Origin of the sequence: Pigmentiphaga sp. GD03639 (assembly GCF_029845405.1) — a bacterium.
Taxonomy (GTDB): Bacteria; Pseudomonadota; Gammaproteobacteria; order Burkholderiales; family Burkholderiaceae_B; genus Pigmentiphaga; species Pigmentiphaga daeguensis.
The window spans coordinates 321,235-345,215 of record NZ_JAOCLR010000003.1 but is presented as its reverse complement, the minus strand read 5'-3'; the positions used below and the strand labels follow the sequence as shown (position 1 = coordinate 345,215).

The window sequence follows — 23,981 nt, the reverse complement described above, 5'->3', positions numbered from 1 at the left end:
CTTGCTTCCCCGCCAAGCCTGACAAAACCGGCGGCGCCGAATGCGCCCCGCCAGCCCATCGCCCCGGACACGGCCTGCGGCAGCGAATATTGTCGCGCCGCAGGGGGCAGAGGGGCGAAAAAAAACACGCGAGACGATATCGTACTCGCGTGCTTCCTTGCCGGGCCAAAAGAACGCCGTTCTACGCCAGCCCGGTGTTACCCCAGGATGCGGTGGATCCGGCTTTGCCGGTCCACCCGCATCGCCCCCTTGAGGGGGCGCCCGAAGGGCGTAGGGGGGTGGGCTTCCCTTACAGCAGGTGCTTGACGCCGTCGCGCTCTTCGGTCAGTTCCTTCAGCGTCAGGTCCATGCGCTCGCGCGAGAAGGCGTCGATCTCGAGGTCCTTGACGACCGCGTATTCGCCGTTCTTCGTGATGACGGGAACGCCGTAGATGATGCCTTCGGGGATGCCGTACGAGCCGTCCGAGGGAACGCCCATCGTGACCCACTTGCCGTTGCTGCCCAGGATCCAGTCGCGGACGTGGTCGATGGCGGCGTTGGCGGCGGAGGCGGCGGAGGACAGGCCGCGGGCGTCGATGATGGCGGCGCCGCGCTTGCCGACGGTGGGGATGAACACGTTGCGGTTCCACTCGTCGTCATTGACCACCGACAGGGCGGGCTTGCCGGCCAGGGTGGCGAAGCGGTAGTCGGGGTACATCGTGGGCGAGTGGTTGCCCCAGACGATGAGCTTCTCGATGTCGCCGACGGCGCAGCCGGCCTTGGCGGCCAGTTGCGACAGGGCGCGGTTGTGGTCCAGGCGCAGCATGGCGGTGAAGTTGCGGGCGGGCAGGTCCGGGGCCGACTTCATCGCGATGTAGGCGTTGGTGTTGGCGGGGTTGCCCACGACCAGCACCTTGACGTTGCGGCTGGCGACGGCGTTCAGGGCCTTGCCCTGGGCCGTGAAGATCTGCGCGTTGACGGTCAGCAGGTCCTTGCGCTCCATGCCGGGGCCGCGGGGGCGCGCGCCCACCAGCAGGGCCACGTCGGCGTCCTTGAAGGCGGTCATGGGGTCGCTGTGGGCGGTGACTTCCTGCAGCAGCGGGAAGGCGCAGTCCTCGAGCTCCATGATGACGCCCTTGAGCGCTTTCTGCGCCTTTTCATCGGGGATTTCCAGCAGTTGCAGGATGACCGGCTGGTCCTTGCCGAGCATTTCGCCGGAAGCGATGCGGAACAACAGGGCGTAGCCGATCTGGCCGGCGGCGCCGGTGACGGCGACGCGCATTGCGGGCTTGGTCATATGAGTCTCCGAAGAGGATGGGGGTGAGTGAGAATGACGCGACGCGCAGTGTAACTCCGCGAGGGAAGGGCACGGCGCGATACACGATGGAGAACCGGGGACGGGAGATCGACGGCCACGGCCAGGCCAGGGCGGCTGGGCGCCAGGGTGCTGCGGGCGGCGCGGCAAGCGTGGGTCGGCATGATCGTGGGAGTGTAGGAAAATCGCCGTTGAGCGTCAATAAACATATCTTATGTTTTATATAAGATATAAGATTTTTTACGGGTTTGGTTGGACATCGCGGGTTACGCTGTGACACAATCCCGGCCATGCCGTTCAAGCCCCATCCGCCCTGCCTGTCCGCCTCGACCGACGCGCCCGCGACGGCTGGCCCGGCCATGGCCCCGGAGCCGGGTGCCCCGGGCGCGGCATTCAGTCCTTTATACAGGCAAATCAAGGGCCTGATCCTGCAAAGCCTGGATCGCGGCGAATGGAAGCCGGGCGAGGCCATCCCCAGCGAGCTGGACCTGGCTGCCCGCTTCAAGGTCAGCCAGGGCACGGTGCGCAAGGCCATCGACGAACTGGCCGCCGACAACATCCTGCTGCGCCGGCAGGGCAAGGGCACCTTCGTCGCCACCCATCACGAGGACCGCGTCCGGTTCCGCTTCCTGCGCCTGGCGCCCGACGACGGGCAGCACGCCCGCTCGCGCAGCCGCTTCCTGGAGTGCCGCCGCCTGCGCGCGCCAGCCGAGGTGGCCAAGGCGCTCGAGCTGCGCGCGGGCGACAGCGTGGTGCTGGTACGCCGTGTGCTCTCATTCGGCGAGGTCCCCACCGTCATCGACGAGATCTGGCTGCCGGGTTCCCTGTTCAGGGGGCTGACGGCCGAACGCCTGGCCGAATACAAGGGCCCGATGTACGGCCTGTTCGAAAGCGAGTTCGGCGTGCGGATGATCCGCGCCGACGAGAAGATCCGCGCGGTCCCGGCCGGAGAGCCGGAGGCCGAGCTGTTGGATATCGAGGCGGGAACGCCTCTGCTGCAGGTGGAGCGGATCTCGTTCACCTACGGCGATCGCCCGGTCGAGATGCGCCGTGGGCTGTATCTGACTTCGCGCTACCACTACCGGAACAGCCTCAATTGATGCCGTTTTGGGACACGATTTGATACGGTGGCGCTGAATGGGCGAAAATAGCAGGGTTTGCCTTACTCGGCGGCTTTCGGGCGGCTTTGCGACGCCGGCTCCTGGAACCCCGACGAGAGCCTGGCCTGCCGGCCCGGTTTTCCTAGACGACTCCTGACGCCCAGTCTCGCAACAATGGTTTTTTTCATGGTTCGCTTACTTTACCCGAGGTCGTGATGTCCGACTCTGCCGCAAAACCCCGCCCACAGTTCAGAAACATCAATATCACGCAGATCGCGCGCTACCGGCTGCCGCTGGCCGGCAAGGTGTCGATCCTGCACCGCGTTTCCGGCTTCGCGCTGTTCCTGGCGCTGCCGCTGGTGCTGCTGCCGCTGTTCGAGCGCAGCCTGATTTCTGAGATCGGCTTCGCGCAGTTCCACGATTTCGTTTCCCATCCCCTGGTCAAGATCGTCCTGCTGGGCCTGATCTGGGCGTACCTGCATCATTTCTGTGCGGGCATCCGGTTCCTGGCGCTGGATCTGCACAAGGGACTGGAAAAGCACACCGCCCAGCGCACCGCGGGCATCGTGCTGGTCGTCAGCCTGGCGCTGACCGTCGTCTTCGGTTTGAAACTGTTCGGAGTATTCTGATGTCGGCCCCGCAAAATATCGGTCCCAAGCGCCTGGTCGTCGGCGCGCACTACGGCGTGAAGGACTGGATCCTCCAGCGCATCACCGCCGTCATCCTGGTCGTCTACACGCTGGTGCTGGGCATCGGCGCGCTGGTCACTCCGGAATTCACCTACGAAAACTGGGTGCGCCTGTTCAATTTCGAAGTGCTCAGCTTTCCCCTGGGCAAGCTGCTGGCCATGCTGGCCTTCCTGTCGCTTGCCTATCACGCCTGGATCGGCGTGCGTGACATCTGGATGGACTACGTCAAGCCGACGGGCATCCGCCTGGCGCTGCAAGTCCTGACCGTTCTGTGGCTGGTCGGCTCCGTCGTCTATGCCGCTCAAATTCTGTGGAGAATCTAAGTCGTGGCCGCCGTTAAATCTTCTCTTCCGCGCCGCCAGTTCGATGTGGTGGTCGTCGGCGCCGGTGGATCCGGCATGCGTTGCTCGCTGCAGCTGGCCCAGGCCGGCCTGAGCGTCGCCGTCTTCTCCAAGGTGTTCCCGACCCGTTCGCACACCGTCGCGGCGCAGGGCGGCATCGGCGCCTCGCTGGGCAACATGAGCGAGGACAACTGGTTCTGGCACATGTACGACACCGTCAAGGGGTCGGACTGGCTGGGCGACCAGGACGCCATCGAATTCATGTGCCGCGAGGCCACCAACGCGGTCTACGAGCTCGAGCACTTCGGCATGCCGTTCGACCGTAACCCCAACGGCACGATCTACCAGCGTCCGTTCGGCGGCCATACCGCCAACTTCGGCGAAAAGCCGGTGCAGCGCGCCTGTGCCGCCGCCGACCGGACCGGCCACGCGCTGCTGCACACCCTCTACCAGCGCAACGTCGCCGCCCGTACCCAGTTCTTCGTCGAATGGATGGCGCTGGACCTCATCCGTGACGCCGAGGGCGACGTGGTGGGCGTGACCGCGCTGGAAATGGAAACCGGCGAGATCTACATCTTCGAAGCCAAGACCACCGTGCTGGCCACGGGCGGCGCGGGCCGGATCTGGGCCGCCTCGACCAACGCCTTCATCAACACCGGCGACGGCCTGGGCATGGCGGCGCGCGCGGGCCTGCCGCTGGAAGACATGGAGTTCTGGCAATTCCATCCCACCGGCGTGGCCGGTGCCGGCGTGCTGATCACCGAAGGCGTGCGCGGCGAGGGCGGCATCCTGCTGAACAAGGATGGCGAACGCTTCATGGAGCGCTACGCGCCCACGCTGAAGGACCTGGCGCCGCGCGACTTCGTCTCGCGCTCGATGGACCAGGAAATCAAGGAAGGCCGCGGTGCCGGCCCCAACGGCGACTACGTGCTGCTCAAGCTCGACCACCTGGGCGCCGAGACCATCAACAAGCGCCTGCCGTCGATCCGCGAGATCGCGATCAAGTTCGCGAACGTCGATCCCATCAAGGAACCGATCCCGGTCGTTCCGACCATCCACTACCAGATGGGCGGCATCCCGACCAACTACCACGGCCAGGTGGTCGTGCCCAAGGACGGCAATCCCAATGCCGTGGTCAACGGCCTGTACGCCATCGGCGAGTGCGCGTGCGTGTCGGTGCACGGTGCCAACCGCCTGGGCACGAACTCGCTGCTCGACCTGGTGGTGTTCGGCCGCGCGGCCGGCAACCACATCGTCGGCGCCGATCTGAAGCGCCGCAGCCACAAGGCCCTGCCGGGCGACGCCGCCGACTTCACGCTGGGCCGCGTCGACGCGATGGAAAGCCGCAAGCAGGGCGAGCGCGTGCAGGACGTCGCCAACGACATCCGCAACTCCATGCAGCGCCACTGCGGCGTGTTCCGCACCCAGGCGCTGCTGGACGAGGGCGTGGGGCAGATCCTGGAACTGGCCGAGCGTGCCAAGAGCGTGGCCTTCCAGGACCATTCCAAGGTCTTCAACATGGCACGCGTGGAAGCGCTGGAGCTGGAGAACCTGATCGAAGTGGCGAAGGCGACCATCGTGTCGGCCGCGGCCCGCAACGAGAGCCGCGGCGCCCATGCGCACAGCGACTTCCCCGAGCGCGACGACCAGAACTGGCTGCGCCACTCGCTGTGGTACTCCGAAGGCAACCGCCTGGACTACAAGCCCGTGACGATGAAGCCGCTGACCGTCGACAGCTTCCCGCCCAAAGCTAGGACTTTTTAACCCCCCTACGCGCTGACGCGCGCCCCCCAGGGGGCGGCGCTGGCGGACCGGCAAAGCCGGATCCGCGGCGCCCAGGGTGAGGACCCCAACTTTTTTGGAGTGCTCTGATGAGTGCTAAACGTGTTGTGAAGTTCGAAATCTACCGCTACGACCCCGACAAGGACGAGCGTCCCTACATGCAGAAGCTCGAGGTCGAGCTGGGCCCGAACGACAAGATGCTGCTTGACGCGCTGGTGCGCATCAAGAACGACGTCGACGACAGCCTGTCCTTCCGCCGCTCGTGCCGCGAGGGCGTGTGCGGGTCCGACGCCATGAACATCAACGGCAAGAACGGCCTGTCGTGCACGACCAACCTGCTCGACCTGAAGCAGCCCATCGTGCTCAAGCCGCTGCCCGGCCTGCCGGTCATCCGCGACCTGATCGTGGACATGACCCACTTCTTCAACCAGTACCACTCGGTCAAGCCGTTCCTGATCAACGACACGCCGCCGCCCGAGAAGGAGCGCCTGCAGTCGCCCGAGGCCCGCGAAGAGCTGGACGGCCTGTATGAGTGTATTCTGTGTGCTTGCTGCTCGACGTCGTGCCCGTCGTTCTGGTGGAACCCCGACAAGTTCGTGGGGCCGGCCGGACTGCTGCAGGCCTACCGCTTCCTCGCGGACAGCCGCGACGAGGCGACCGGGGAACGTTTGGACAACCTCGAGGATCCATACCGTTTGTTCCGTTGCCACACCATCATGAACTGCGTCGACGTCTGTCCCAAGGGGCTGAACCCCACCCGGGCAATAGGCAAGATCAAGGAAATGATGGCCCGGCGGGCGATCTGACGCCGTGGTGCCGGAGTTTTCCCTGCATGACCGGACGCGCCTGCGCTGGCGCGCCCGGCGCGGGCTGCTCGAGAACGACCTGATACTGACGCGTTTCCTGGACGCGTACGAATCCCGGCTCACCGACGCCGACGTGGCGGAGTTGACCCGGTTGCTCGAGCTGTCCGACAACGAGCTGATGGACTGTCTGCTGGCTCGCAAGGAACCCGAGGGAGACCTTGCCACGCCGGCCATGCAGGACTTGCTGAAGCGGCTGCGCTCGGTGTGAGCGGCCGAGTCCATGTGAACTGATTTTGATGGAAGAGGAACATCCGATGAAACTGTCCGACAAGAAAGCGATCCTGACCTTCTCCGATGGGAGCCAGGGTGCCGAGTTTCCGGTTTATGAAGGCACGATCGGCCCGTCGGTCGTGGATATCCGCAAGCTGTACGCGCAAACCGGGATGTTCACTCTCGACCCTGGTTTCATGTCGACGGCGGCTTGCTCGTCCAGCATCACCTACATCGACGGCGACAAGGGTGAACTGCTGTACCGCGGCTATCCGATCGAACAGCTGGCGGTCAAGTGCGACTTCCTGGAAACCAGCTACCTGATCCTGAACGGCGAGCTGCCCAACGCCAAGCAGAAGGCCGACTTCGACCATCTGGTGACCCATCACACCATGGTCAACGAGCAGCTGCAGTTCTTCCTGCGCGGATTCCGCCGCGACGCCCACCCGATGGCCGTGCTGACCGGCCTTGTCGGCGCGCTGTCGGCGTTCTACCACGATTCGATCGACATCACCCAGCCCAAGCACCGCGAGATCTCGGCCATCCGCCTGATCGCCAAGATGCCTACGCTGGTGGCCATGGCCTACAAGTACTCGGTCGGCCAGCCCTACGTCTATCCGAAGAACGACCTGTCCTACACCGGCAACTTCCTGCGCATGATGTTCGCCACGCCGTGCGAGGAATACCAGGTGAATCCGGTCATCGAGCGCGCGCTCGACCGCATCTTCATCCTGCACGCCGACCACGAGCAGAACGCCTCGACCTCGACCGTGCGCCTGTGCGGCTCGTCGGGCACCAATCCGTTCGCGGCCATCGCGGCGGGCGTGGCTTGCCTGTGGGGTCCGGCCCACGGCGGCGCCAACGAAGCGGCGCTGCAGATGCTGGAAGACCTCCTGGCCGCCGGCGGCGTCGACAAGCTGGGCGAGTTCGTCGCCAAGGTCAAGGACAAGAACTCGGGCGTGCGCCTGATGGGCTTCGGCCACCGCGTCTACAAGAACTACGATCCGCGCGCCAAGCTGATGCAGGAAACCTGCCGCGAAGTGCTCGAAGCCCTGGGCCTGCAGGACGATCCGCTGTTCAAGCTGGCCATGGCCCTGGAAAAGATCGCCCTGGAAGACGATTACTTCGTCCAGCGCAAGCTGTACCCGAACGTCGATTTCTACTCGGGTATCGTCCAGCGCGCCATCGGCATCCCGACCCAGCTGTTCACGGCCATCTTCGCGCTGGCCCGCACCGTGGGCTGGATCGCGCAGTGGGACGAAATGATCTCCGATCCCGACTACAAGATCGGCCGTCCCCGCCAGCTGTTCACCGGTTCGCCCGCGCGCGACGTGCCGGACCTGGGCAAGCGCTGATCCCTTGGCCGGCGGCTTGCCGCCGGCGAGCGAGGTCCTTCCCCGAAACCCGCCTGCTTGCAGGCGGGTTTTTTTCATCGCCGGGCCGTCCCAAGAAGAAAAAGTGCCCCCTTGAGGGAGCATCGCCGCGGGTCAGAGGCTTCGGGCGGCCAGGCCGCGCCGGTTCCACGGCAGCCTGGCCAGCACACGGGCCAGGCCGCAGAAGCCGGACAGCCCGGCGAATACCAGCCCGCCACCGACCAGCCCGGACAACAGGTGGAACCAGGGACTGATCGTCACGCCCAGGACCACGCCCAGCACGACCAGCGTGCCGGCAACGATCTGGACCTGCCGCTGGAGCTCCAGCGGCTGGGAGCGATCCCGCACCACGGGCAGGCCGGCGCGTTTCCAGGCATCGAGTCCGCCTTCCAGGATGCAGGCGTCGCCAGGGGCTTGGGCGGCCAGCGCCTGCGCATGCATGCGCGTGCGGTTGCCGGATCGGCAGTGAAAGACGATGGACGTGCCGGGGACGGCCAGCGGCCCGGCGTCGGCCAGCCGGGCAAGCGGTATGTGGCGCGCGCCCGGGATGCGTTCCCGCGCGTGTTCGTCGGCATCGCGGATGTCGACCAGCAGGGCGCCCTGGTCGAGCAGGGCGGAGGCGGCGTGGGGGGGAAGCAGGCGGGGCGTCATGATGTGCTGTCCTTGGAAGGGGGGCAGAAGATCGCCTTGAGCGTGGCGATCAGCCGCGCCACGTCGGGGTTGGCGATGCGGTAGTGCAGGGTCTGGGACGTCCTGCGGAACGAGACCAGGCCTTCGTCGCGCATCCTGGCCAGGTGCTGGGACAGCGCGGACTGGCTGAGCGGCACCTGGGCCAGCAGTTCGCCCACGGTGAGCTCGCCGTGTTCGATCAGCAGGCACAGCACCAGCAGCCGGGATTCGTTGCCTACCGAGCGCAGCAGCGCCGCGGCCTGGGCGGCTCCTTCTTGCATGAAGCGCCTGTCTTCCGGGGATAAGGGCATGGTCTTGATTGATTAGTAAAATCTAATTTAGATAATTCTAAATAAATGGGCGGAAATTGTCCATCAAGATGGCCAATTCTCGTATCTTGGTTCGATCCCGCACATCGCAAAATCGCGCGAAGCCGATCGTTGCTTCGCAAAAAAACCGGCTTTCATAGGCCGGTTTTTTGTTTCTCATCATGGAATTTAAATTTTAAGTTATTGATTTTTTTAAATAAAAAATAATTCTTATACAAGAGAAGAAAGATTGATTGCATTGCAGCATATCTATAGATTGTTTCTTACCCGGCACCGCGGCCGCCAGGATTTCCAACCGTCGTTCCCTACCCTTGAAGGAGACATTCATGTCACAACGCAACGCCGAAATCGAGAAGCTGGAGCAGGAGTGGCGCGAGAACCCGCGCTGGAAGGGCCTGCGCCGGGGCTACGACGCCGAACGCGTCGTGGCGCTGCGGGGCTCGGTGCAGCCCGAGCACACCCTGGCCCGCCGTGGCGCCGAGAAGCTCTGGAAGATGCTGAACGAGGAACCCTTCGTCAACTCGCTGGGCGCGATGACGGGCAACCAGGCCATGCAGCAGGTCAAGGCCGGGCTGCGCGCCATCTACCTGTCCGGCTGGCAGGTCGCGGGCGACGCCAATCTGGCGGGCGAGATGTATCCCGACCAGTCCCTGTATCCGGCCAACTCCGTCCCGTCGGTCGTGCGCCGTATCAACAATGCCTTGCAGCGCTGCGACCAGGTCCAGTGGATGGAGGGCGGCCGGCCGGGCACCCCGGATTACATCGATTATTTCGCACCCATCGTGGCCGATGCCGAGGCCGGCTTCGGGGGTGTCCTGAACGCCTTCGAGCTGATGAAGGCCATGATCGACGCGGGCGCCTCCGGCGTGCATTTCGAGGACCAGCTGGCTTCGGTCAAGAAGTGCGGCCACATGGGCGGCAAGGTCCTGGTGCCCACGCGCGAAGCCGTCTCCAAGCTGATCGCCGCGCGCCTGGCCGCCGACACGCTGGGCGTGCCGACGCTGCTGCTGGCCCGCACGGACGCCGACGCGGCCGACCTGATCACCAGCGACGTCGATGAGAACGACCGGCCGTTCATTACCGGCGAGCGCACGGTCGAAGGCTTCTTCCGCACGCGGGCGGGCATCGACCAGGCCATCTCCCGCGGATTGGCCTATGCGGCGTATGCCGACCTGATCTGGTGCGAGACCTCGACCCCCAACCTGGACTACGCGCGCCGCTTCGCCGAGGCCATTCACAGCCGGTATCCGGGCAAGCTGCTGGCCTACAACTGCTCGCCGTCGTTCAACTGGAAGAAGAACCTGGACGACGCCACGATCGCCAGGTTCCAGCGCGAACTGGGCGCCATGGGCTACAAGTTCCAGTTCATCACGCTGGCCGGTTTCCATGCGCTGAACTACGGCATGTTCGACCTGGCCTACGGTTATGCCCGCGAGCAGATGACGGCGTTCGTTGCCCTGCAGCAGAAGGAGTTCGCGGCAGCCGAGCGCGGCTTCACTGCGGTCAAGCACCAGCGCGAGGTCGGCACCGGCTATTTCGACGCGGTGACGCAGGCGGTGGAGGGCGGGCGGTCGTCCACCACCGCGCTGCACGGCTCGACCGAGGCCGAGCAATTCGAGGAGCATGCCGAGCAGAAAGTGGCGTGAGCGTGAAGAGGGCGTGATGGCTCCCGGTGTGGTGCATGCACCGCATCGGGAGCGGACAGGCGCTGCGTTGCAGCACCGGAACTTAAGGACATGCGCGGGGTCATCCAGTACAGTGGCTGTCGTTCAAACCGCCACACTCGCCTGGCTTTTCCGAGCGAGGGAAGTCCCTAAGTGCTATGCTTTACAGGTTTATTGATTTAATTCCTTCCAACCGAAAGGTTCCATCAACCGCCTTCTGCACTAGCTATCCGCTAATCGGCCGAGCCGTGTCGCGGAAGGTCCGTCCTGCATCGAACGGGTGAAACACCCGGCAAGGTGAAGCGCAAATCATGTCCAGCATCCAAGAATCCAGCACCTCGTATCTGTTCGGGGGTAATGCGCCGTACGTGGAAGAGCTCTACGAGGCCTACCTCGACAATCCGGGTTCCGTTCCCGACAACTGGCGCAATTATTTCGACCAGTTGCAGCACACGCCGGCGGTTGACGGCCAGGAATCCACCCGCGACCAGGCCCATGCGCCGGTCATCGAATCCTTTGCCCAGCGCGCGCGCGCCAATGCCTTCCTGCCGCGTACCGCCGAAAGCGACCTGTCGGTCGCGGGCAAGCAGGTCCACGTCCAGTCCATCATCGCCGCCTACCGCTATCTCGGCGCGCGCTGGGCCGATCTCGACCCGCTGCAGCGCCAGGAGCGCCCGGCCATCCCCGAGCTGGAGCCGAGCTTCTACGGCCTGACCGAAGCGGACATGGACAAGGTCTACTCCGCCACCAACACCTACTTCACGACCGCCGAGCACATGACGCTGCGCGAGATCGTGAAGGCGCTGCGCGACACGTACTGCCGCAGCATCGGCGTCGAGTTCATGCACGTGTCCGACCCGGTCATCAAGCGCTGGATCCAGCAGCGCCTGGAAAGCACGCAAGCCACGCCCAGCCTGACGGCCGAGCAGAAGAAGCACGTGCTGGACCGCCTGACCGCCGCCGAAGGCCTGGAACGCTACCTGCACACCAAGTACGTCGGCCAGAAGCGCTTCTCGCTGGAAGGCGGCGAAAGCTTCATCGCGGCCATCGACGAGCTGATCCAGCATGCCGGCGAATGCGGCATCCAGGAAGTGGTGCTGGGCATGGCCCACCGCGGCCGCCTGAACGTGCTGGTGAACACGCTGGGCAAGATGCCCAAGGACCTGTTCGCCGAATTCGAAGGCAAGTACGACGACGGCGGCCTGGCTGCCGGCGACGTGAAGTACCACAAGGGTTTCTCGAGCGACATCTCGACCCGCGGCGGTCCCGTCCACGTGTCGCTGGCGTTCAACCCGTCGCACCTGGAAATCGTCAACCCCGTGGTCGAGGGCAGCGCCCGTGCGCGCCAGGAGCGCCGCGGCATGGAAGGCGGCAAGCAGGTGCTGCCCGTGCTGGTCCACGGCGACGCGGCCTTCATCGGCCAGGGTGTCGTCATGGAAACCCTGAACCTCGCGCAGACCCGCGGCTACGGCACGGGCGGCACGGTGCACCTGGTCATCAACAACCAGATCGGCTTCACCACCTCCGATCCGCGCGACACCCGCTCCACGCTGTATTGCACCGACGTGGTCAAGATGATCGAGGCGCCGGTGCTGCACGTGAACGGCGACGATCCCGAAGCCGTCGTGTTCGCCACCCGCCTGGCCCTGGACTTCCGCGTCGAGTTCCAGAAGGACATCGTGGTCGACATCGTCTGCTTCCGCAAGCTGGGCCACAACGAGCAGGACACGCCCGCGCTGACCCAGCCGCTGATGTACAAGCGCATCGGCCAGCACCCCGGCACCCGCAAGCTGTACGCCGACAAGCTGGCGGTGCAGGGCGTGATCGGCCCGGACGAGGGCGATGAATACGTCAAGCGCTTCCGCGCCGCCATGGACGAAGGCCGCCACACGGTCGATCCCGTCCTGACCGACTACAAGAACAAGTACGCCGTCGACTGGTCGCCCTTCCTGGGCCGCAAGTGGACGGACGCCGCCGACACCGCCATGCCGCAGGCCGAGCTCAAGCGCCTGGGCGAGCGCATCACGACGGTGCCGGAAGGCTTCAAGGTCCACCCCATCGTCGAGAAGGTCCTGGCCGACCGCCGCGCCATGGCGCGCGGTGAAATGAACCTGGACTGGGGCATGGGCGAGCACCTGGCCTTCGCCAGCCTGGTGGCCGCCGGCTACCCGGTGCGCCTGACCGGCCAGGATTCGGGCCGGGGCACCTTCACCCACCGCCATGCCGTGCTGCACGACCAGAAGCGCGAGCGCTGGGATTCGGGCGTGTACGTGCCGCTGCAGAACGTGTCCGAGGCGCAGGCGCCGTTCCGCGTCATCGATTCGCTGCTGTCGGAAGAGGCCGTCATGGGCTTCGAGTACGGCTACTCGACCGCCGAGCCCAACTCGCTGGTGATCTGGGAAGGCCAGTTCGGCGACTTCGCCAACGGCGCCCAGGTCGTGATCGACCAGTTCATCAGCTCGGGCGAAGCCAAGTGGGGCCGCCAGTCGGGCCTGGTGCTGATGCTGCCGCACGGCTACGAAGGGCAGGGCCCCGAACACTCGTCGGGCCGCATCGAGCGCTTCCTGCAACTGTGCGCCGATACCAACATGCAAGTGGTGCAGCCGACCACCGCCGCGCAGATCTTCCATCTGCTGCGCCGCCAGATGATCCGCCAGTTCCGCAAGCCGCTGGTCATCTTCACGCCCAAGTCGCTGCTGCGAAACAAGGATGCCACCTCGCCGCTGTCCGACCTGAGCAAGGGATCGTTCCAGACGCTGATCGGCGAAGTCGACGAGACGATCGACGCTTCCAAGGTCAAGCGCCTGCTGGTCTGCTCGGGCAAGGTCTACTACGACCTGGTCAACTCCCGCAAGGAGCGCGGCGCCAACGACGTGGCCATCGCCCGTGTCGAACAGCTGTATCCGTTCCCGCACAAGAGCCTGGCCGCCGAGCTCAAGAAGTACCCGAACGCCACCGAGGTGATCTGGGTGCAGGACGAGCCGCAGAACCAGGGCCCGTGGTTCTACGTGCAGCATCACCTGTACGAGAACATGGGCGAAGGCCAGAAGCTCGCCTACGCCGGCCGCCCGGCCTCGGCCTCGCCGGCCGTCGGCTACTACTCCAAGCACATGGAACAGCTCAAGGCGCTGCTCGACCAGGCCTTCGGCCGTCTCAAGGGCATCGTGCTGACCAAGTGATCCTTACGTCCGGGACCGCCGCTTGCAGGCGGCCCCGGCTCCCGGCCGCGTGGCGCCGGACCAAGAAAGAACTCCCCATACTTGCGGAATAACTGACATGGCTATAGTCGACGTAAAAGTCCCCCAATTTTCTGAATCGGTGTCGGAAGGCACGCTGCTGACCTGGAAGAAGAAGCCGGGCGAAGCCATCTCGCGCGATGAAATCGTGATCGAGATCGAGACCGACAAGGTCGTGCTGGAAGTGCCGGCCCCCGCCGACGGCGTGCTGGCCGAGATCGTCAAGGCCGACGGCAGCACCGTCACCTCGGAAGAAGTGATCGCCAAGATCGACACGGAAGGCAAGGCCGGTGCCGCGGCCGCGCCCGCCGCCGCTGCGCCCGCTCCGGCCGCCGCCGCGCCGGCTCCCGCAGCGGCTCCTGCCGCTGCCCCGGCTGCCGCGCCTGCCACCTCGATCCCGTCGCCCGCCGCCGCCAAGCTGCTGGCCGAGCAGGGCATCGCCCCCGAGTCCGTGCAAGGCACGGGCCGCGGTGGCCGCATCACCAAGGGCGACGCCCTGGGTGCCGCCTCCGCCCCGGCCGCCAAGCCCGCCGCCGCGCCCATCGTCAACGAAGCCGCGACCCTGGTCAACGGCCGTCCCGAGCAGCGCGTGCCGATGAGCCGGCTGCGCGCCCGCGTGGCCGAGCGCCTGCTGCAATCGCAAGCGGAAAACGCCATCCTGACCACGTTCAACGAGGTCAACATGCAGGCCGTGATGGACCTGCGCGCCAAGTACAAGGACAAGTTCGAGAAGGAACACGGCGTCAAGCTGGGCTTCATGTCCTTCTTCGTGAAGGCCGCCGTGGCCGCGCTCAAGCGCTATCCCATCATCAACGCCTCGGTCGACGGCAAGGACATCGTCTACCACGGCTACTTCGACATCGGCATCGCCGTCGGCAGCCCGCGCGGCCTGGTGGTGCCCATCCTGCGCAACGCCGACCAGCTCAGCCTGGCCGACATCGAGAAGAAGATCGCCGAATTCGGCCAGAAGGCCAAGGAAGGCAAGCTCAGCCTGGACGACCTGACCGGCGGCACGTTCTCGATCTCGAATGGCGGCACCTTCGGCTCGATGCTGTCGACCCCCATCATCAACCCGCCGCAATCGGCCATCCTGGGCGTGCACGCCACCAAGGACCGCGCCGTGGTGGAGAACGGCCAGATCGTCATCCGCCCGATGAACTACCTGGCGATGTCCTACGACCACCGCATCATCGACGGCCGCGAGGCCGTGCTGGGCCTGGTCGCGATGAAGGAAGCCCTGGAAGACCCGCAGCGCCTGCTGCTAGACATTTAATCCCCCCTACGCGCTTACGCGCGCCCCCCAGGGGGGCGGCACTGGCCGACCGGCGGAGCCGGATCGGCGGTGCCCTGGGTTGAGACCCGCGTTGGCACTTGGGGTAGTTGGGTCCTTCTAACTGGAAAAATGAAATGAGTAAGCAATTCGACGTCGTCGTCATCGGTGCCGGTCCTGGCGGGTACATCGCCGCGATCCGCGCCGCACAACTGGGCATGTCGGTGGCCTGCATCGACGCCTGGAGCAACGCCAAGGGCGGTCCGGCCCCGGGGGGCACCTGCACCAACGTGGGCTGCATTCCCTCGAAGGCGCTGCTGCAATCGTCCGAGTACTACGAGCATGCCGGCCATCACTTTGCCGATCACGGCATCGAGGTCAAGGGCCTGGGCCTGGACCTGGACAAGCTGATCAGCCGCAAGGACACCGTCGTCAAGCAGAACAACGACGGCATCCTGTTCCTGTTCAAGAAGAACAAGGTCACTTTCTTCCACGGCACGGGCGCGTTCTCGGGCCAGGTCGACGGCGGCTGGTCCATCAAGGTTTCCGGCCCGGCCGAGGAAGAGCTCGTCGCCAAGCACGTGATCGTGGCGACCGGTTCCAGCCCGCGCGCGCTGCCCGACCTGCCGTTCGATGAAAAGCAGGTGCTGTCCAACGACGGCGCGCTGGCCATCGGTGCCGTGCCCAAGCGCCTGGGCGTGATCGGCGCCGGCGTGATCGGCCTGGAGCTGGGAAGCGTGTGGCGCCGCCTGGGTTCGGAGGTGACCATCCTGGAAGCCATGCCGACCTTCCTGCCCGCCGCCGACGAGCAGATCGCCAAGGAAGCGCTGAAGGTCCTGACCAAGCAGGGCCTGAAGATCAACCTGGGCGTGAAGATCTCCGACGTGAAGTCGTCCGCCAAGAACGTCACGGTCAAGTACACCGACGCCGCCGGCGCCGAGCAGTCGCTGGTCGTCGACAAGCTGATCGTGTCCATCGGCCGGGTGCCCAATACCCAGGGCCTGAACGCCGAAGGCGTGGGACTGAAGCTGGACGAGCGGGGCTTCGTCGTGGTCGACGAGGACTGCCGCACCGGCCTGCCCAACGTCTGGGCCATCGGCGACGTCGTGCGCGGACCCATGCTGGCGCACAAGGCCGAGGAAGAGGGCGTTGCCGTGGCCGAGCGCATCGCCGGCCAGCATGGGCACGTCAACTTCAACACGATCCCGTCGGTCATCTACACCTCGCCCGAGATCTCGTGGGTGGGCCAGACCGAGCAGGCGCTCAAGACCGAAGGCCGCGCCTACAAGGCCGGAACCTTCCCGTTCCTGGCCAACGGCCGCGCCCGCGCGCTGGGCGACACGACCGGCATGGTCAAGGTCATCGCCGACGCCAAGACGGACGAGATCCTGGGCGTGCACATCATCGGCCCGCAGGCCTCCGAACTGATCTCGGAATGCGTGGTGGCCATGGAGTTCCGCGCGGCGTCGGAAGACATCGCCCGCATCTGCCATGCGCACCCGTCGCTGTCCGAGGCGGTCAAGGAAGCCGCGCTGGCGGTGGACAAGCGCTCTTTGAATTTCTGACAAGGGAAGCCCACCCCCTACGCCCTTCGGGCGCCCCCTCAAGGGGGCGGTACTGGCGGACCGGCGGAGCCGGATCCGCTGTGCCCTGGAGTCGGGATGCTGAGAAAAAACGGCCGTGAGGCCGTTTTTTTTGCCTTGAAGGGTGGTCAGGCCGTGGCGCCGCGGTGGGCGGCCACGACGCGGTCGACGAAGGCGCCGGCGGCGCCGGTGTAGGCTTGGGGATCCAGCATGCGGTCGATGTCCTCGGGCTTGAGGTGGCGGGCGATGGTCGGGTTGGCCAGCAGGCCGTCCTTGAACGTGCCGCCGCGCTCGAATACGTCCATGCAGATCTCGTAGACCAGCTCGTGGGCTTCCTGCCGGCCCAGGTGGTCGCCCAGCTTCATCATGACGGCTTCGGACAGCAGCAGGCCTTTCTGCACGAACAGATTGCGTTCCATGTTGTTGCCCCGGACGGTCAGGCCGGCGGTGACGTAGGCCAGCTTGGCGAAGGCCGCGTCGGCCATGCAGCACAGGCGGGTGACGAACTCGCGTTCGGTCTGGAGCACGATCTTGTCGCGCTCGTGCTCGGCCATCATGCCTTCCAGCCCCAGCGCCACGGTGCTGCGGACGACGCGCGAGATCGCCACGATGCCCTCGCAGGCGGGCGGGTTGCGCTTGTGGGGCATGGTGCTGCTGCCCACCTTGCCCAGGGTGAAGGGCTCTTCGAGTTCGGCGGTCTCGGTCTTCTGCAGGCTGTAGATCTCGTGGGCGATCTTGCCGGCGGTGCTGGTGCAGATCGCCAGCACGCAGGCCAGTTCGGCGATGCCGTCGCGCGCCACGTGCCAGCAGATCTCGGGGCAGGCCAGGCCCAGTTCCTTGAACAGGGCCTCCTGGACCTCGATGCCGCGGTCGCCCAGGGCGGCCAGCGTCCCGACCGCGCCCGAGAACTGGCCGACCAGCACCCGTTCCTTCATCTGCCGCAGGCGCTCCAGGTTGCGGCCGATCTCGGCCGCCCATACCGCGGCCTTGAAGCCGAAGGTGATGGGCAAGGCCTGCTGGCCGTGGCTGCGTCCCGCCATGGTCTGGTCGCGATGCCGCTCGGCCAGCGCGATGACATGGGCATGCGCCCGGCGGTAGTTGCCCTCGATCTGTTCCAGCGCTTCCTTGACCTGCAGGATGGTGCCGGTGTCGACGATGTCCTGCGTCGTCGCGCCCCAGTGGATGAATTCCCCGGTGTCGCCGTCGCACACTTTCTTCATGGCCCGCAGCAGCGGAACGATGGGGTGGCTGGTGCGATCCATTTCCTGCTTCAGTTCCGCCAGGTCGATGAGCTCCACCCTGGCCTTGGCCTGGATCTCGTCGGCGGCGTGCCGGGGAATGATGTCCATGCGGGCTTGCACGCGAGCAAGGGCGGCTTCCACGTCCAGCCATTTCTGGACGGTCTGTTCGTCGCTGAAAATGGCCCGGGTGGCGGCGGTGCTGAACTGGTCTCGGAACAGCGCGCTGTCGATGACGTAGGCGCTCATGGGGTTTGTCTCCTGTCGATGGGCGTGAATGGGCGATGCCGGGCGCAATCCGCTTTCACGCGGAGGCGTTCTGCTGGAAGGCTTCCATGGCATGCAGCGAATAGACGTAGGCCGCGCCGGCATTCAGCGCGATGGCCGTTCCCAGCGCGTCGCTGACTTCGGCTTCGGTGGCGCCGGCCTTGACCGCCGCCGCAGCATGCGAGGAAATGCAGCCGTCGCAGCGGGTGGTGACGGCCACGGCCAGTGCGATCAGCTCGCGCGTCTTGGCATCCAGCGCGCCGTTGGTGCCCAGCGCGGCATTCAGGCCCCGGTAGGCCTCCAGTACCTTGGGGTTGGTGTTGCCCAGCTTGTTGGACGACTGGCGCAGGGTGCCCAGCAGTTCCTTCCAGTTCTCGAACATGTGTTGCTCCTGTCTATGGGGATGGGGACGTGTCAATCGACCTTGGTGCCGGCGGCACTGATCACCTTCTTCCAGAGGGCGATGTCGTCGGCAAGGAAAGAGGCGAAGAATTCCGGTGTGCTGTTCATGGGCTCGACCCCGGCCTGCATCAGCTGGTTGCGGAATTTCTCGTCCGCCAGCGCGTCGTTCACCGCCTGGTTCAGGCGCCTGACGATGGCCGGCGGGGTGCCGGCCGGCGCCAGCAGGCCGTACCAGGCGGCCACGTCCATGCCGTCCACGCCGGCCTCCGCCAGCGTGGGAATGTCGGGCACGGCGGCGGACCGCTTCGAGCTGGTCAGCCCGAGCACTTTGACCTTGTCGCTACCCATCAGCGCGGACATGGACGGGATGTTGATGAAGGTGAACTGGACCTCGCCGGTCTGCACGCCGTTGATGGACGGCCCCGACCCCTTGTAGGGAACGTGCGTGGCCGAGATGCCTGTCCGCAGCTTGAAGAGCTCGGCGGACAGGTGCTGGGTGCTGCCGTGTCCGGACGAGGAGAAGTTCAACGCCCCCGGATGCTGCTTGCCATAGGCGACGAGCTGCTTGACGTCCTTGACCGGCAGCTTGCTGGAGACCACGAGCAGGTTGGGGCTCTGGCCGAATACGGCGATGGGCGCGAAGCTCTTGACGGGGTCGTAGTCGAGCTTGGGGAACAGGCTGACGTTGATCGCCAGCGCCGACGAGCTCAAGAACAGGGTGTAGCCGTCGGGGTCGGCCCGGGAAACGTAGGTGGCGCCGATGTTCTGGCCCGCGCCGGGCCGGTTCTCGACGATCACGGATTGACCGAGTTTTTCCCCGAGCTGCTGCGCGAGCAGGCGGGCCGTCATGTCGGTGCCGCCGCCGGGCGTATAGCCGACCACGATCTTGACCGCGCGGGTCGGGAAGGACGCGGTATCGGAAGCCGCCTGGGACAACGGGCTCAGCAATACCAGTGCCGCGCCTGCGGCAAGACGATGAAGCATGGATGTCTCCTGTCGGGCGCCTCTGCGAGGGCGCTTGTGGTGGAAGGGATTACTGCTGCCTGGCCGCGCGCACGCGCGCGGCGTACTCCTGGATGCGTTGCTTGAGCCCTGGCCGGGCGGCCGAGCGGGCCAGCAGCGCAAGGTCGGGATCGTCGGCCCGCGCCGTCCGCATCGCCTGGTCCAGCAGGGCCTGGGTGCCGGCGTCCGGGGCGTGCGCGGCAGGCGCATCCAGGTTCCGCGCCGCATCGATGCGTGCCTGGGCAAGGCCGGCCGCCAAGGCCTCGTCGGCGTCGATCCAGCGACCGGAGCGTATCCAGTCCTGGGCCGTGTCGCCGCCCACCAGCGCAGCCAGGCGGCGCGTGCCGAGCACCAGGCCGAAGCCGGCGGCGCCCGGGAAGGCGAACGAAGCGTCGTCGCGTATGATCCGGCGCCGGCAGGCGGCGAAGAGGTCGGCACCGGCGCCGGCGACCCGGCCGTGGGCGACGGCGACCGTTTCGAAGGGAGCCCGGTGCACGGCCTGCAGCAGCAGTTCGATGCGGATGAAACGTGCAAGCAGGGAGTCGTCGGTTTCCCGGTCCAGGGCCGACAGGTCCACGCCGGTGCAGAAGTGACGGCCCGCGCCCTCGATCACGAGGCAGCGCACATCGTCCCGGACGCAGGCGTTTACGGCCTCGGACAGCGCGGCGACGAGGGCGGCCGACAGGGCGTTGCCGCAGGCCGGCCGGTCGAGCACGAGGCGGCGCACGCCCGAGCCGGCATCGGTCTCGATCTGGAGCAAGGCTTCAGGCATTGGCGTATCCGGAGACGAAGGACTTGGCGGCGCCGGTCTCGGCGTCGTAGACATGGCGGGACTGCTTGCCGATGTCCGTACCGTAGACGTGGATGCTGATCGAGACCCGATCGTCGTAGGCATTGCGCACGAGGTGGATGTCGCCGATGGACGGGGACACGCAAGTGGTTTGCCCGGGCTCGATGCGCTCTTCGATGGCAGCGGGAACCAGGCGTCCGTTTTCGCGGGCATAGGCGCGCGAGTATTCGGCGCCGCGCAGCATGCCGATCACGCCCCAGGTGCAATGGTCGTGTATGGGCGTGCGCTGTCCCGGGCCCCAGACGAAGCTGACCACCGAATAGCGGCCGGCGGGATCCCGGTGCAGCAGGTATTGCTGATAATGGACCGGGTGCGGACGCGAGCAGTCCCCGGGCAGCCAGTCGTCGTGAGCCACGAGCTCGCGTAGCAACGCCGCGCAGGCCTCGACGGCATGAGGCTCGTCCGGCGCGGTGCCGAGGGCGGCGTCCATGCCGCGGACGAAGGCGGCCAACCGGCCGGGTAGGGGGATCGTGGCGGTCATGCCTGGGGCTCCCGGTTCAAGGCGTTGCGGATTTCGTCGTCGTGTTCGCCCAGCGCGGGCGGGGTACGCCGTATCGGCGGCGATCGTCCGTCCAGGCGGACCGGCGAAGCGAAGGTGCGCGTTTCGCGTCCGCCGGGCAGGCGCAGTCCCCGTACCCAGTCCATGTGCTCGACCTGGGGGTCGGCCAGCGCCGACGCGTAGTCGTTGATGCGGGCATGGGGCACGCCGGCCTGCCGGAAGACATCGATCCAATAGTCCACCCCGTGCAGCGCGAAGCGGGTCTCCAGGATGTCCTTCAGCGCCTCCTGGTTGCGCGCCCGGTCCAGGATGCTGCCGAAGCGCGGGTCGTGCGCCAGCTCGGGAAGTTCGACGGCGCGCACGACCGCGCGCCACAGGTTGTCGTTGCCGGCGGCGATCGCGAAATGGCCGTCCGCGGCGCGATAGGCCTGGTAGGGGGCGTTGCGGGGGTGGGCCGAGCCCAGCTTGCGCGGGTTCACGCCCGTGCCGAAGTATTCGCTGGTCTGCAGCGCGCCGATGGCGAGCGTGCAACCGAACATGGGAATGTCGAGGTGCGCGCCACGGCCGGTCCGTACCGCTTTCAGCAGCGATGAAGCCACGGTGAAGGCCGCGTACAGGCCCGACGAGAAATCGGAGATCGGGACGCCGCATTTGACCGGCGCGTCCGAATCGCCGGTCACGCTCATCACGCCGGCGGCTGCCTGCATGGTCAGGTCGAAGCCGCCTTCCTGGGCGCGCGGGCCGCTCTGCCCGTAGGCGGAGATCGAGCAATAGACCAGGGCGGGATTGCGCGCCGACAGCGCCGCGTAGCCCAGTCCCAGGCGGTCCATGACGCCGGGGCGGTTGTTCTCGATGAGGACGTCGGCCTTGTCCACCAGCGCGCGCGCGGTAGCGGCGTCCGCGGGGTTCTTCAGGTCCAGCACCACCGAGCGCTTGTTGCGGTTCAACGAGGCGAAGTTCTCGCTGTATCCCTCGCTGAGCGGCGGCCAGGCGCGCATGGCGTCGCCCCCGGGCGCCTCCACCTTGACGACCTCGGCACCCAGGTCGGCCAGCAGCATGCCGCAGAACGGGCCGGCCGCGATCGAGCAGAACTCGATGACGGTGATGCCGGCCAACGGCAGTTCGCGGGGTTCGATGTCGCTCATGGGGGCTATGTCTCCTTGTCGAATTGGAGAGAGCTTATGAGCGTTCTCAGAAGAGGTACAACTGTTCTAGAATATGGAACGATCTAGCGAGGCATCACCATGAACAACACCTTGCTCAAGGGGCTGGCCGTCATCGAGTTGCTGGCGCGCAGCCAGGGCGCCATGGGCGTCACGGACATCGCCCGGGCGCTGGGCCTGCCGAAGAGCAACGCGCACCGGCTGTTGCAGGCGCTGGCCGGGCAGCGCTACGTGATCCGCCACGACGGCGGTTCGTACAGCATTTCGATCAAGCTCTGGGAGCTGGGCTCGGCCGCCTTGTCGGGGTTCGACCTGCGCCGCCACGCGGAAGGCGTCATGGATGCCCTCATGGACGCCACGGGCGAGTCCGTGCACCTGTCGGTCCTCGACCAGAAGGAGGTCGTCTACGTCCATAAGGTCGAAAGCCTGAATCCGGTCCGGGCCTATTCGCAGATAGGCGGACGCGCGGCCGCCCATTGCGTGGCCACCGGCAAGGCGATGATCGCCTTTCGCACTGCGCAGTGGCTGCAGGCGATGTCGCAGGAGCTGGTGGCATATACCCCTCACACCATCGTCGATCCGGCCGCCTTCGCGGCCGAGATGGCGCAGATCCGCAAGCGGGGCTACGCCGTCAATCGCTGCGAGTGGCGCGAGGCGGTCAGCGGCGTGGCGGCGCCGATACGAGACGGCATGGGCCACGTCATCGCGGCCATCGGCGTCTCCGGACCCGATGCGAGATTCAAGCCGCGCCGCTTGCGCGAGTTCTCCGAGCGCGTGCTCCTGGCCGCCCGGGAGTTGTCCGAGGGCCTGTCCGGCGGGCCGGACCATGGTTTGTCCCACGTGGCCAGCGCCTGGCGGCCCTGACGCTCCCGCCAGCGGCTTTCAGCACGCGCTGCCGGCCCAATGGCCGCTGACCAGGCCGTCCGGCCGTTGCCGGGCCTGGACGCGGGCGCTGTCCGCCCAGGCGTCGCGCCGGACCTGCAGGCCGGCATAGATGCCGTAGCCCGCGCCGCAGCCGATCTCGCCGCCCGCCTCGACCCCTTCGCCGGCCCGGATCGAGCCCTGGGCCAGGATGTCGCCCAGGGCCTTGATGCCCCATGCCGATTCGATGTGATTGCCGGCCGTGACGTTGCCGCCGGCCAGGATGCCCTGGACGGCCACCAGGTCGTGCCCGGCGCCGATGTCGGCGCCTGCCTTGATGCCGCGGCCGCTGCGCAGCGCGTGGCCGGCCTGGATGCTGCCGTCGGCCTGGAGCATCAGCCCGGCCACGATGTCGCCGCCGGCCTGGATGTCCCACTTGGCGCGGCAATGCCCGCCCGCGTCGAGCAGGGTGGCTGCCTCGATGCCCCATCCGGCCGAGATGTCGCCGCCGGCGCGGATATGGCCGCCGCTGGCCAGGTTGCCCGCGGCCTCGATGTCGCTGCCGGCCACGATGGCGGTGCCGGCGCGTATGCCGCCGCCCGTGCACAGATGGCGGCCGGCGCGCACCAGCGTGTCGACATTGATGCCGCTGCGGACTTCGAGCGTGCCCGCGAACACGATGGCGTGGGCGTCGACCGTGTCCAGTCGCAAGACGGTGTCCACCGGTCCGAACTGGTCCAGCAGCCAGCAGGCGTCGTCGACCCGGCCATCGGCCACCAGGGCATCGAGGATGGCTTGATAGTCTCCGTGTCCGTTGTGGTCTCGGATGAACCAGCGGTAGCCGCCGGTGCAGGGGTTCTTGGCTTTGACGAATTGCTTGGTGAGTTCCATGGTGCCTGGCGCTGGCGATGAGCAAGAGCACCCGCGTGGAGCAAGGCTGCACGCGGGCGAAAACAGTCGTTCCGGGCGGCCGGAGGCGGACGCCGGAACGGATGCGGGACTGGATGCTCGTTAGCCGGGCTTGGACCGGGCGTAGGCCGAACGGGCCGCTGCTTCCTGGGCGTCCAGGAAACGCTTCCGCAGGGCATGGGGGAAACTGTAGGGCGCGAAATCGCCGTGCACCGCCGGGCCTGGCGCAAGACGCCACAGGCGGGGCCCCGTCAGGGCGGGCCACCGCTGGCAGGACACGGCGGGGCAAGCAGGCATGGTTGTTTCCGGGCAGTTGCAACCCTGTGGGCGGATTGCGGCGCGCCCCGGGAAGACAGGGCGCGGCAGCCGCATGCTACCAGTTGG

At 66.5% G+C, this 23,981-nt stretch carries 23 protein-coding genes; 12 read left to right on the top strand and 11 right to left on the bottom strand.

Annotated elements, in window-relative coordinates; translation table 11 throughout:
• Window positions 1-289 precede the first annotated feature (289 nt).
• Entirely contained in the window at window positions 290-1,276 is a 987-nt protein-coding gene (locus N5K27_RS05385; RefSeq protein ID WP_087841090.1) for a malate dehydrogenase, read from the bottom strand.
• Between the two features lie 377 nt (window positions 1,277-1,653).
• On the opposite strand from N5K27_RS05385, the gene N5K27_RS05380 reads away from it, so the two are divergent.
• The 7 genes from N5K27_RS05380 to gltA all read left to right on the top strand — a co-directional run bounded on the left by N5K27_RS05380 (window position 1,654) and on the right by gltA (window position 7,637).
• Entirely contained in the window at window positions 1,654-2,394 is a 741-nt protein-coding gene (locus N5K27_RS05380) for a GntR family transcriptional regulator (protein WP_207958678.1), read from the top strand.
• A gap of 215 nt (window positions 2,395-2,609) precedes the next feature.
• Window positions 2,610-3,023, top strand: a complete 414-nt coding sequence (sdhC, locus tag N5K27_RS05375; RefSeq protein WP_087841092.1) for a succinate dehydrogenase, cytochrome b556 subunit — start codon at window positions 2,610-2,612, stop codon at window positions 3,021-3,023.
• Window positions 3,023-3,406, top strand: coding sequence for a succinate dehydrogenase, hydrophobic membrane anchor protein (gene sdhD, locus N5K27_RS05370; RefSeq protein ID WP_087841093.1), 384 nt, complete (start codon window positions 3,023-3,025; stop codon window positions 3,404-3,406). The genes sdhC and sdhD overlap by 1 nt, the downstream gene beginning before the upstream one ends.
• Window positions 3,407-3,409: 3 nt before the next feature.
• The gene (gene sdhA, locus N5K27_RS05365; protein WP_087841094.1) at window positions 3,410-5,188 is read left to right on the top strand and encodes a succinate dehydrogenase flavoprotein subunit; all 1,779 of its coding nucleotides are present in this window, start codon (window positions 3,410-3,412) and stop codon (window positions 5,186-5,188) included.
• A gap of 107 nt (window positions 5,189-5,295) precedes the next feature.
• A complete protein-coding gene (locus N5K27_RS05360; protein ID WP_087841095.1) occupies window positions 5,296-6,012 on the top strand; it encodes a succinate dehydrogenase iron-sulfur subunit in 717 nt (238 codons plus the stop codon).
• 7 nt (window positions 6,013-6,019) lie between these two features.
• Window positions 6,020-6,280 (top strand): succinate dehydrogenase assembly factor 2, encoded by a 261-nt coding sequence (locus tag N5K27_RS05355; RefSeq protein WP_279815078.1) that lies wholly within the window; start codon window positions 6,020-6,022, stop codon window positions 6,278-6,280.
• Between the two features lie 46 nt (window positions 6,281-6,326).
• Window positions 6,327-7,637 carry a citrate synthase gene (gene gltA, locus N5K27_RS05350; RefSeq protein WP_087841096.1) on the top strand — a complete coding sequence of 437 codons (1,311 nt, stop codon included), beginning with the start codon at window positions 6,327-6,329 and terminating at the stop codon, window positions 7,635-7,637.
• 132 nt (window positions 7,638-7,769) lie between these two features.
• Here the strand turns inward: gltA and N5K27_RS05345 are convergent, their stop codons facing one another.
• Entirely contained in the window at window positions 7,770-8,306 is a 537-nt protein-coding gene (locus tag N5K27_RS05345) for a rhodanese-like domain-containing protein (RefSeq protein WP_087841097.1), read from the bottom strand.
• Window positions 8,303-8,635 (bottom strand): metalloregulator ArsR/SmtB family transcription factor, encoded by a 333-nt coding sequence (locus N5K27_RS05340; RefSeq protein ID WP_087841098.1) that lies wholly within the window; start codon window positions 8,633-8,635, stop codon window positions 8,303-8,305. Before N5K27_RS05340 ends, N5K27_RS05345 begins: the two co-directional genes overlap by 4 nt.
• Window positions 8,636-8,979: 344 nt before the next feature.
• Between N5K27_RS05340 and aceA the strand changes: the two genes are divergently transcribed.
• The 4 genes from aceA to lpdA all read left to right on the top strand — a co-directional run bounded on the left by aceA (window position 8,980) and on the right by lpdA (window position 16,388).
• On the top strand, window positions 8,980-10,299 hold the full coding sequence (aceA, locus tag N5K27_RS05335; protein WP_087841099.1) for an isocitrate lyase: 1,320 nt from the start codon (window positions 8,980-8,982) through the stop codon (window positions 10,297-10,299).
• 329 nt (window positions 10,300-10,628) lie between these two features.
• Window positions 10,629-13,496: a 2-oxoglutarate dehydrogenase E1 component gene (locus N5K27_RS05330; protein WP_087841100.1), complete on the top strand. Its 2,868-nt coding sequence runs from the start codon at window positions 10,629-10,631 to the stop codon at window positions 13,494-13,496.
• 97 nt (window positions 13,497-13,593) lie between these two features.
• Entirely contained in the window at window positions 13,594-14,826 is a 1,233-nt protein-coding gene (gene odhB, locus N5K27_RS05325) for a 2-oxoglutarate dehydrogenase complex dihydrolipoyllysine-residue succinyltransferase (RefSeq protein WP_279815072.1), read from the top strand.
• 134 nt (window positions 14,827-14,960) lie between these two features.
• A complete protein-coding gene (gene lpdA / locus N5K27_RS05320; RefSeq protein WP_279815071.1) occupies window positions 14,961-16,388 on the top strand; it encodes a dihydrolipoyl dehydrogenase in 1,428 nt (475 codons plus the stop codon).
• A gap of 146 nt (window positions 16,389-16,534) precedes the next feature.
• Here lpdA and purB read toward each other — a convergent pair whose 3' ends face one another.
• Genes purB through N5K27_RS05290 form a run of 6 tightly spaced genes read right to left on the bottom strand, consistent with a single transcriptional unit; the run spans window position 16,535 to window position 21,809 of the window.
• Entirely contained in the window at window positions 16,535-17,893 is a 1,359-nt protein-coding gene (gene purB / locus N5K27_RS05315; RefSeq protein WP_132980283.1) for an adenylosuccinate lyase, read from the bottom strand.
• A 55-nt stretch (window positions 17,894-17,948) separates the two neighbouring features.
• Window positions 17,949-18,293, bottom strand: a complete 345-nt coding sequence (locus N5K27_RS05310; RefSeq protein ID WP_087841104.1) for a carboxymuconolactone decarboxylase family protein — start codon at window positions 18,291-18,293, stop codon at window positions 17,949-17,951.
• Window positions 18,294-18,325: 32 nt separating this feature from the next.
• Window positions 18,326-19,297 carry a tripartite tricarboxylate transporter substrate binding protein gene (locus N5K27_RS05305; RefSeq protein ID WP_087841105.1) on the bottom strand — a complete coding sequence of 324 codons (972 nt, stop codon included), beginning with the start codon at window positions 19,295-19,297 and terminating at the stop codon, window positions 18,326-18,328.
• A gap of 49 nt (window positions 19,298-19,346) precedes the next feature.
• A complete protein-coding gene (locus N5K27_RS05300; RefSeq protein WP_279815065.1) occupies window positions 19,347-20,087 on the bottom strand; it encodes an enoyl-CoA hydratase/isomerase family protein in 741 nt (246 codons plus the stop codon).
• Window positions 20,080-20,595: a cysteine dioxygenase gene (locus N5K27_RS05295; RefSeq protein WP_279815099.1), complete on the bottom strand. Its 516-nt coding sequence runs from the start codon at window positions 20,593-20,595 to the stop codon at window positions 20,080-20,082. Before N5K27_RS05295 ends, N5K27_RS05300 begins: the two co-directional genes overlap by 8 nt.
• Window positions 20,596-20,642: 47 nt before the next feature.
• Window positions 20,643-21,809, bottom strand: coding sequence for a CoA transferase (locus N5K27_RS05290; RefSeq protein ID WP_087841108.1), 1,167 nt, complete (start codon window positions 21,807-21,809; stop codon window positions 20,643-20,645).
• Between the two features lie 99 nt (window positions 21,810-21,908).
• On the opposite strand from N5K27_RS05290, the gene N5K27_RS05285 reads away from it, so the two are divergent.
• Entirely contained in the window at window positions 21,909-22,691 is a 783-nt protein-coding gene (locus N5K27_RS05285; RefSeq protein ID WP_087841109.1) for an IclR family transcriptional regulator, read from the top strand.
• 18 nt (window positions 22,692-22,709) lie between these two features.
• On the opposite strand, the gene N5K27_RS05280 is transcribed toward N5K27_RS05285, so the two are convergent.
• Window positions 22,710-23,579, bottom strand: a complete 870-nt coding sequence (locus N5K27_RS05280) for a hypothetical protein (RefSeq protein ID WP_132980279.1) — start codon at window positions 23,577-23,579, stop codon at window positions 22,710-22,712.
• A gap of 120 nt (window positions 23,580-23,699) precedes the next feature.
• Window positions 23,700-23,894 carry a hypothetical protein gene (locus N5K27_RS05275; protein WP_132980278.1) on the bottom strand — a complete coding sequence of 65 codons (195 nt, stop codon included), beginning with the start codon at window positions 23,892-23,894 and terminating at the stop codon, window positions 23,700-23,702.
• Between the last annotated feature and the right edge of the window lie 87 nt (window positions 23,895-23,981).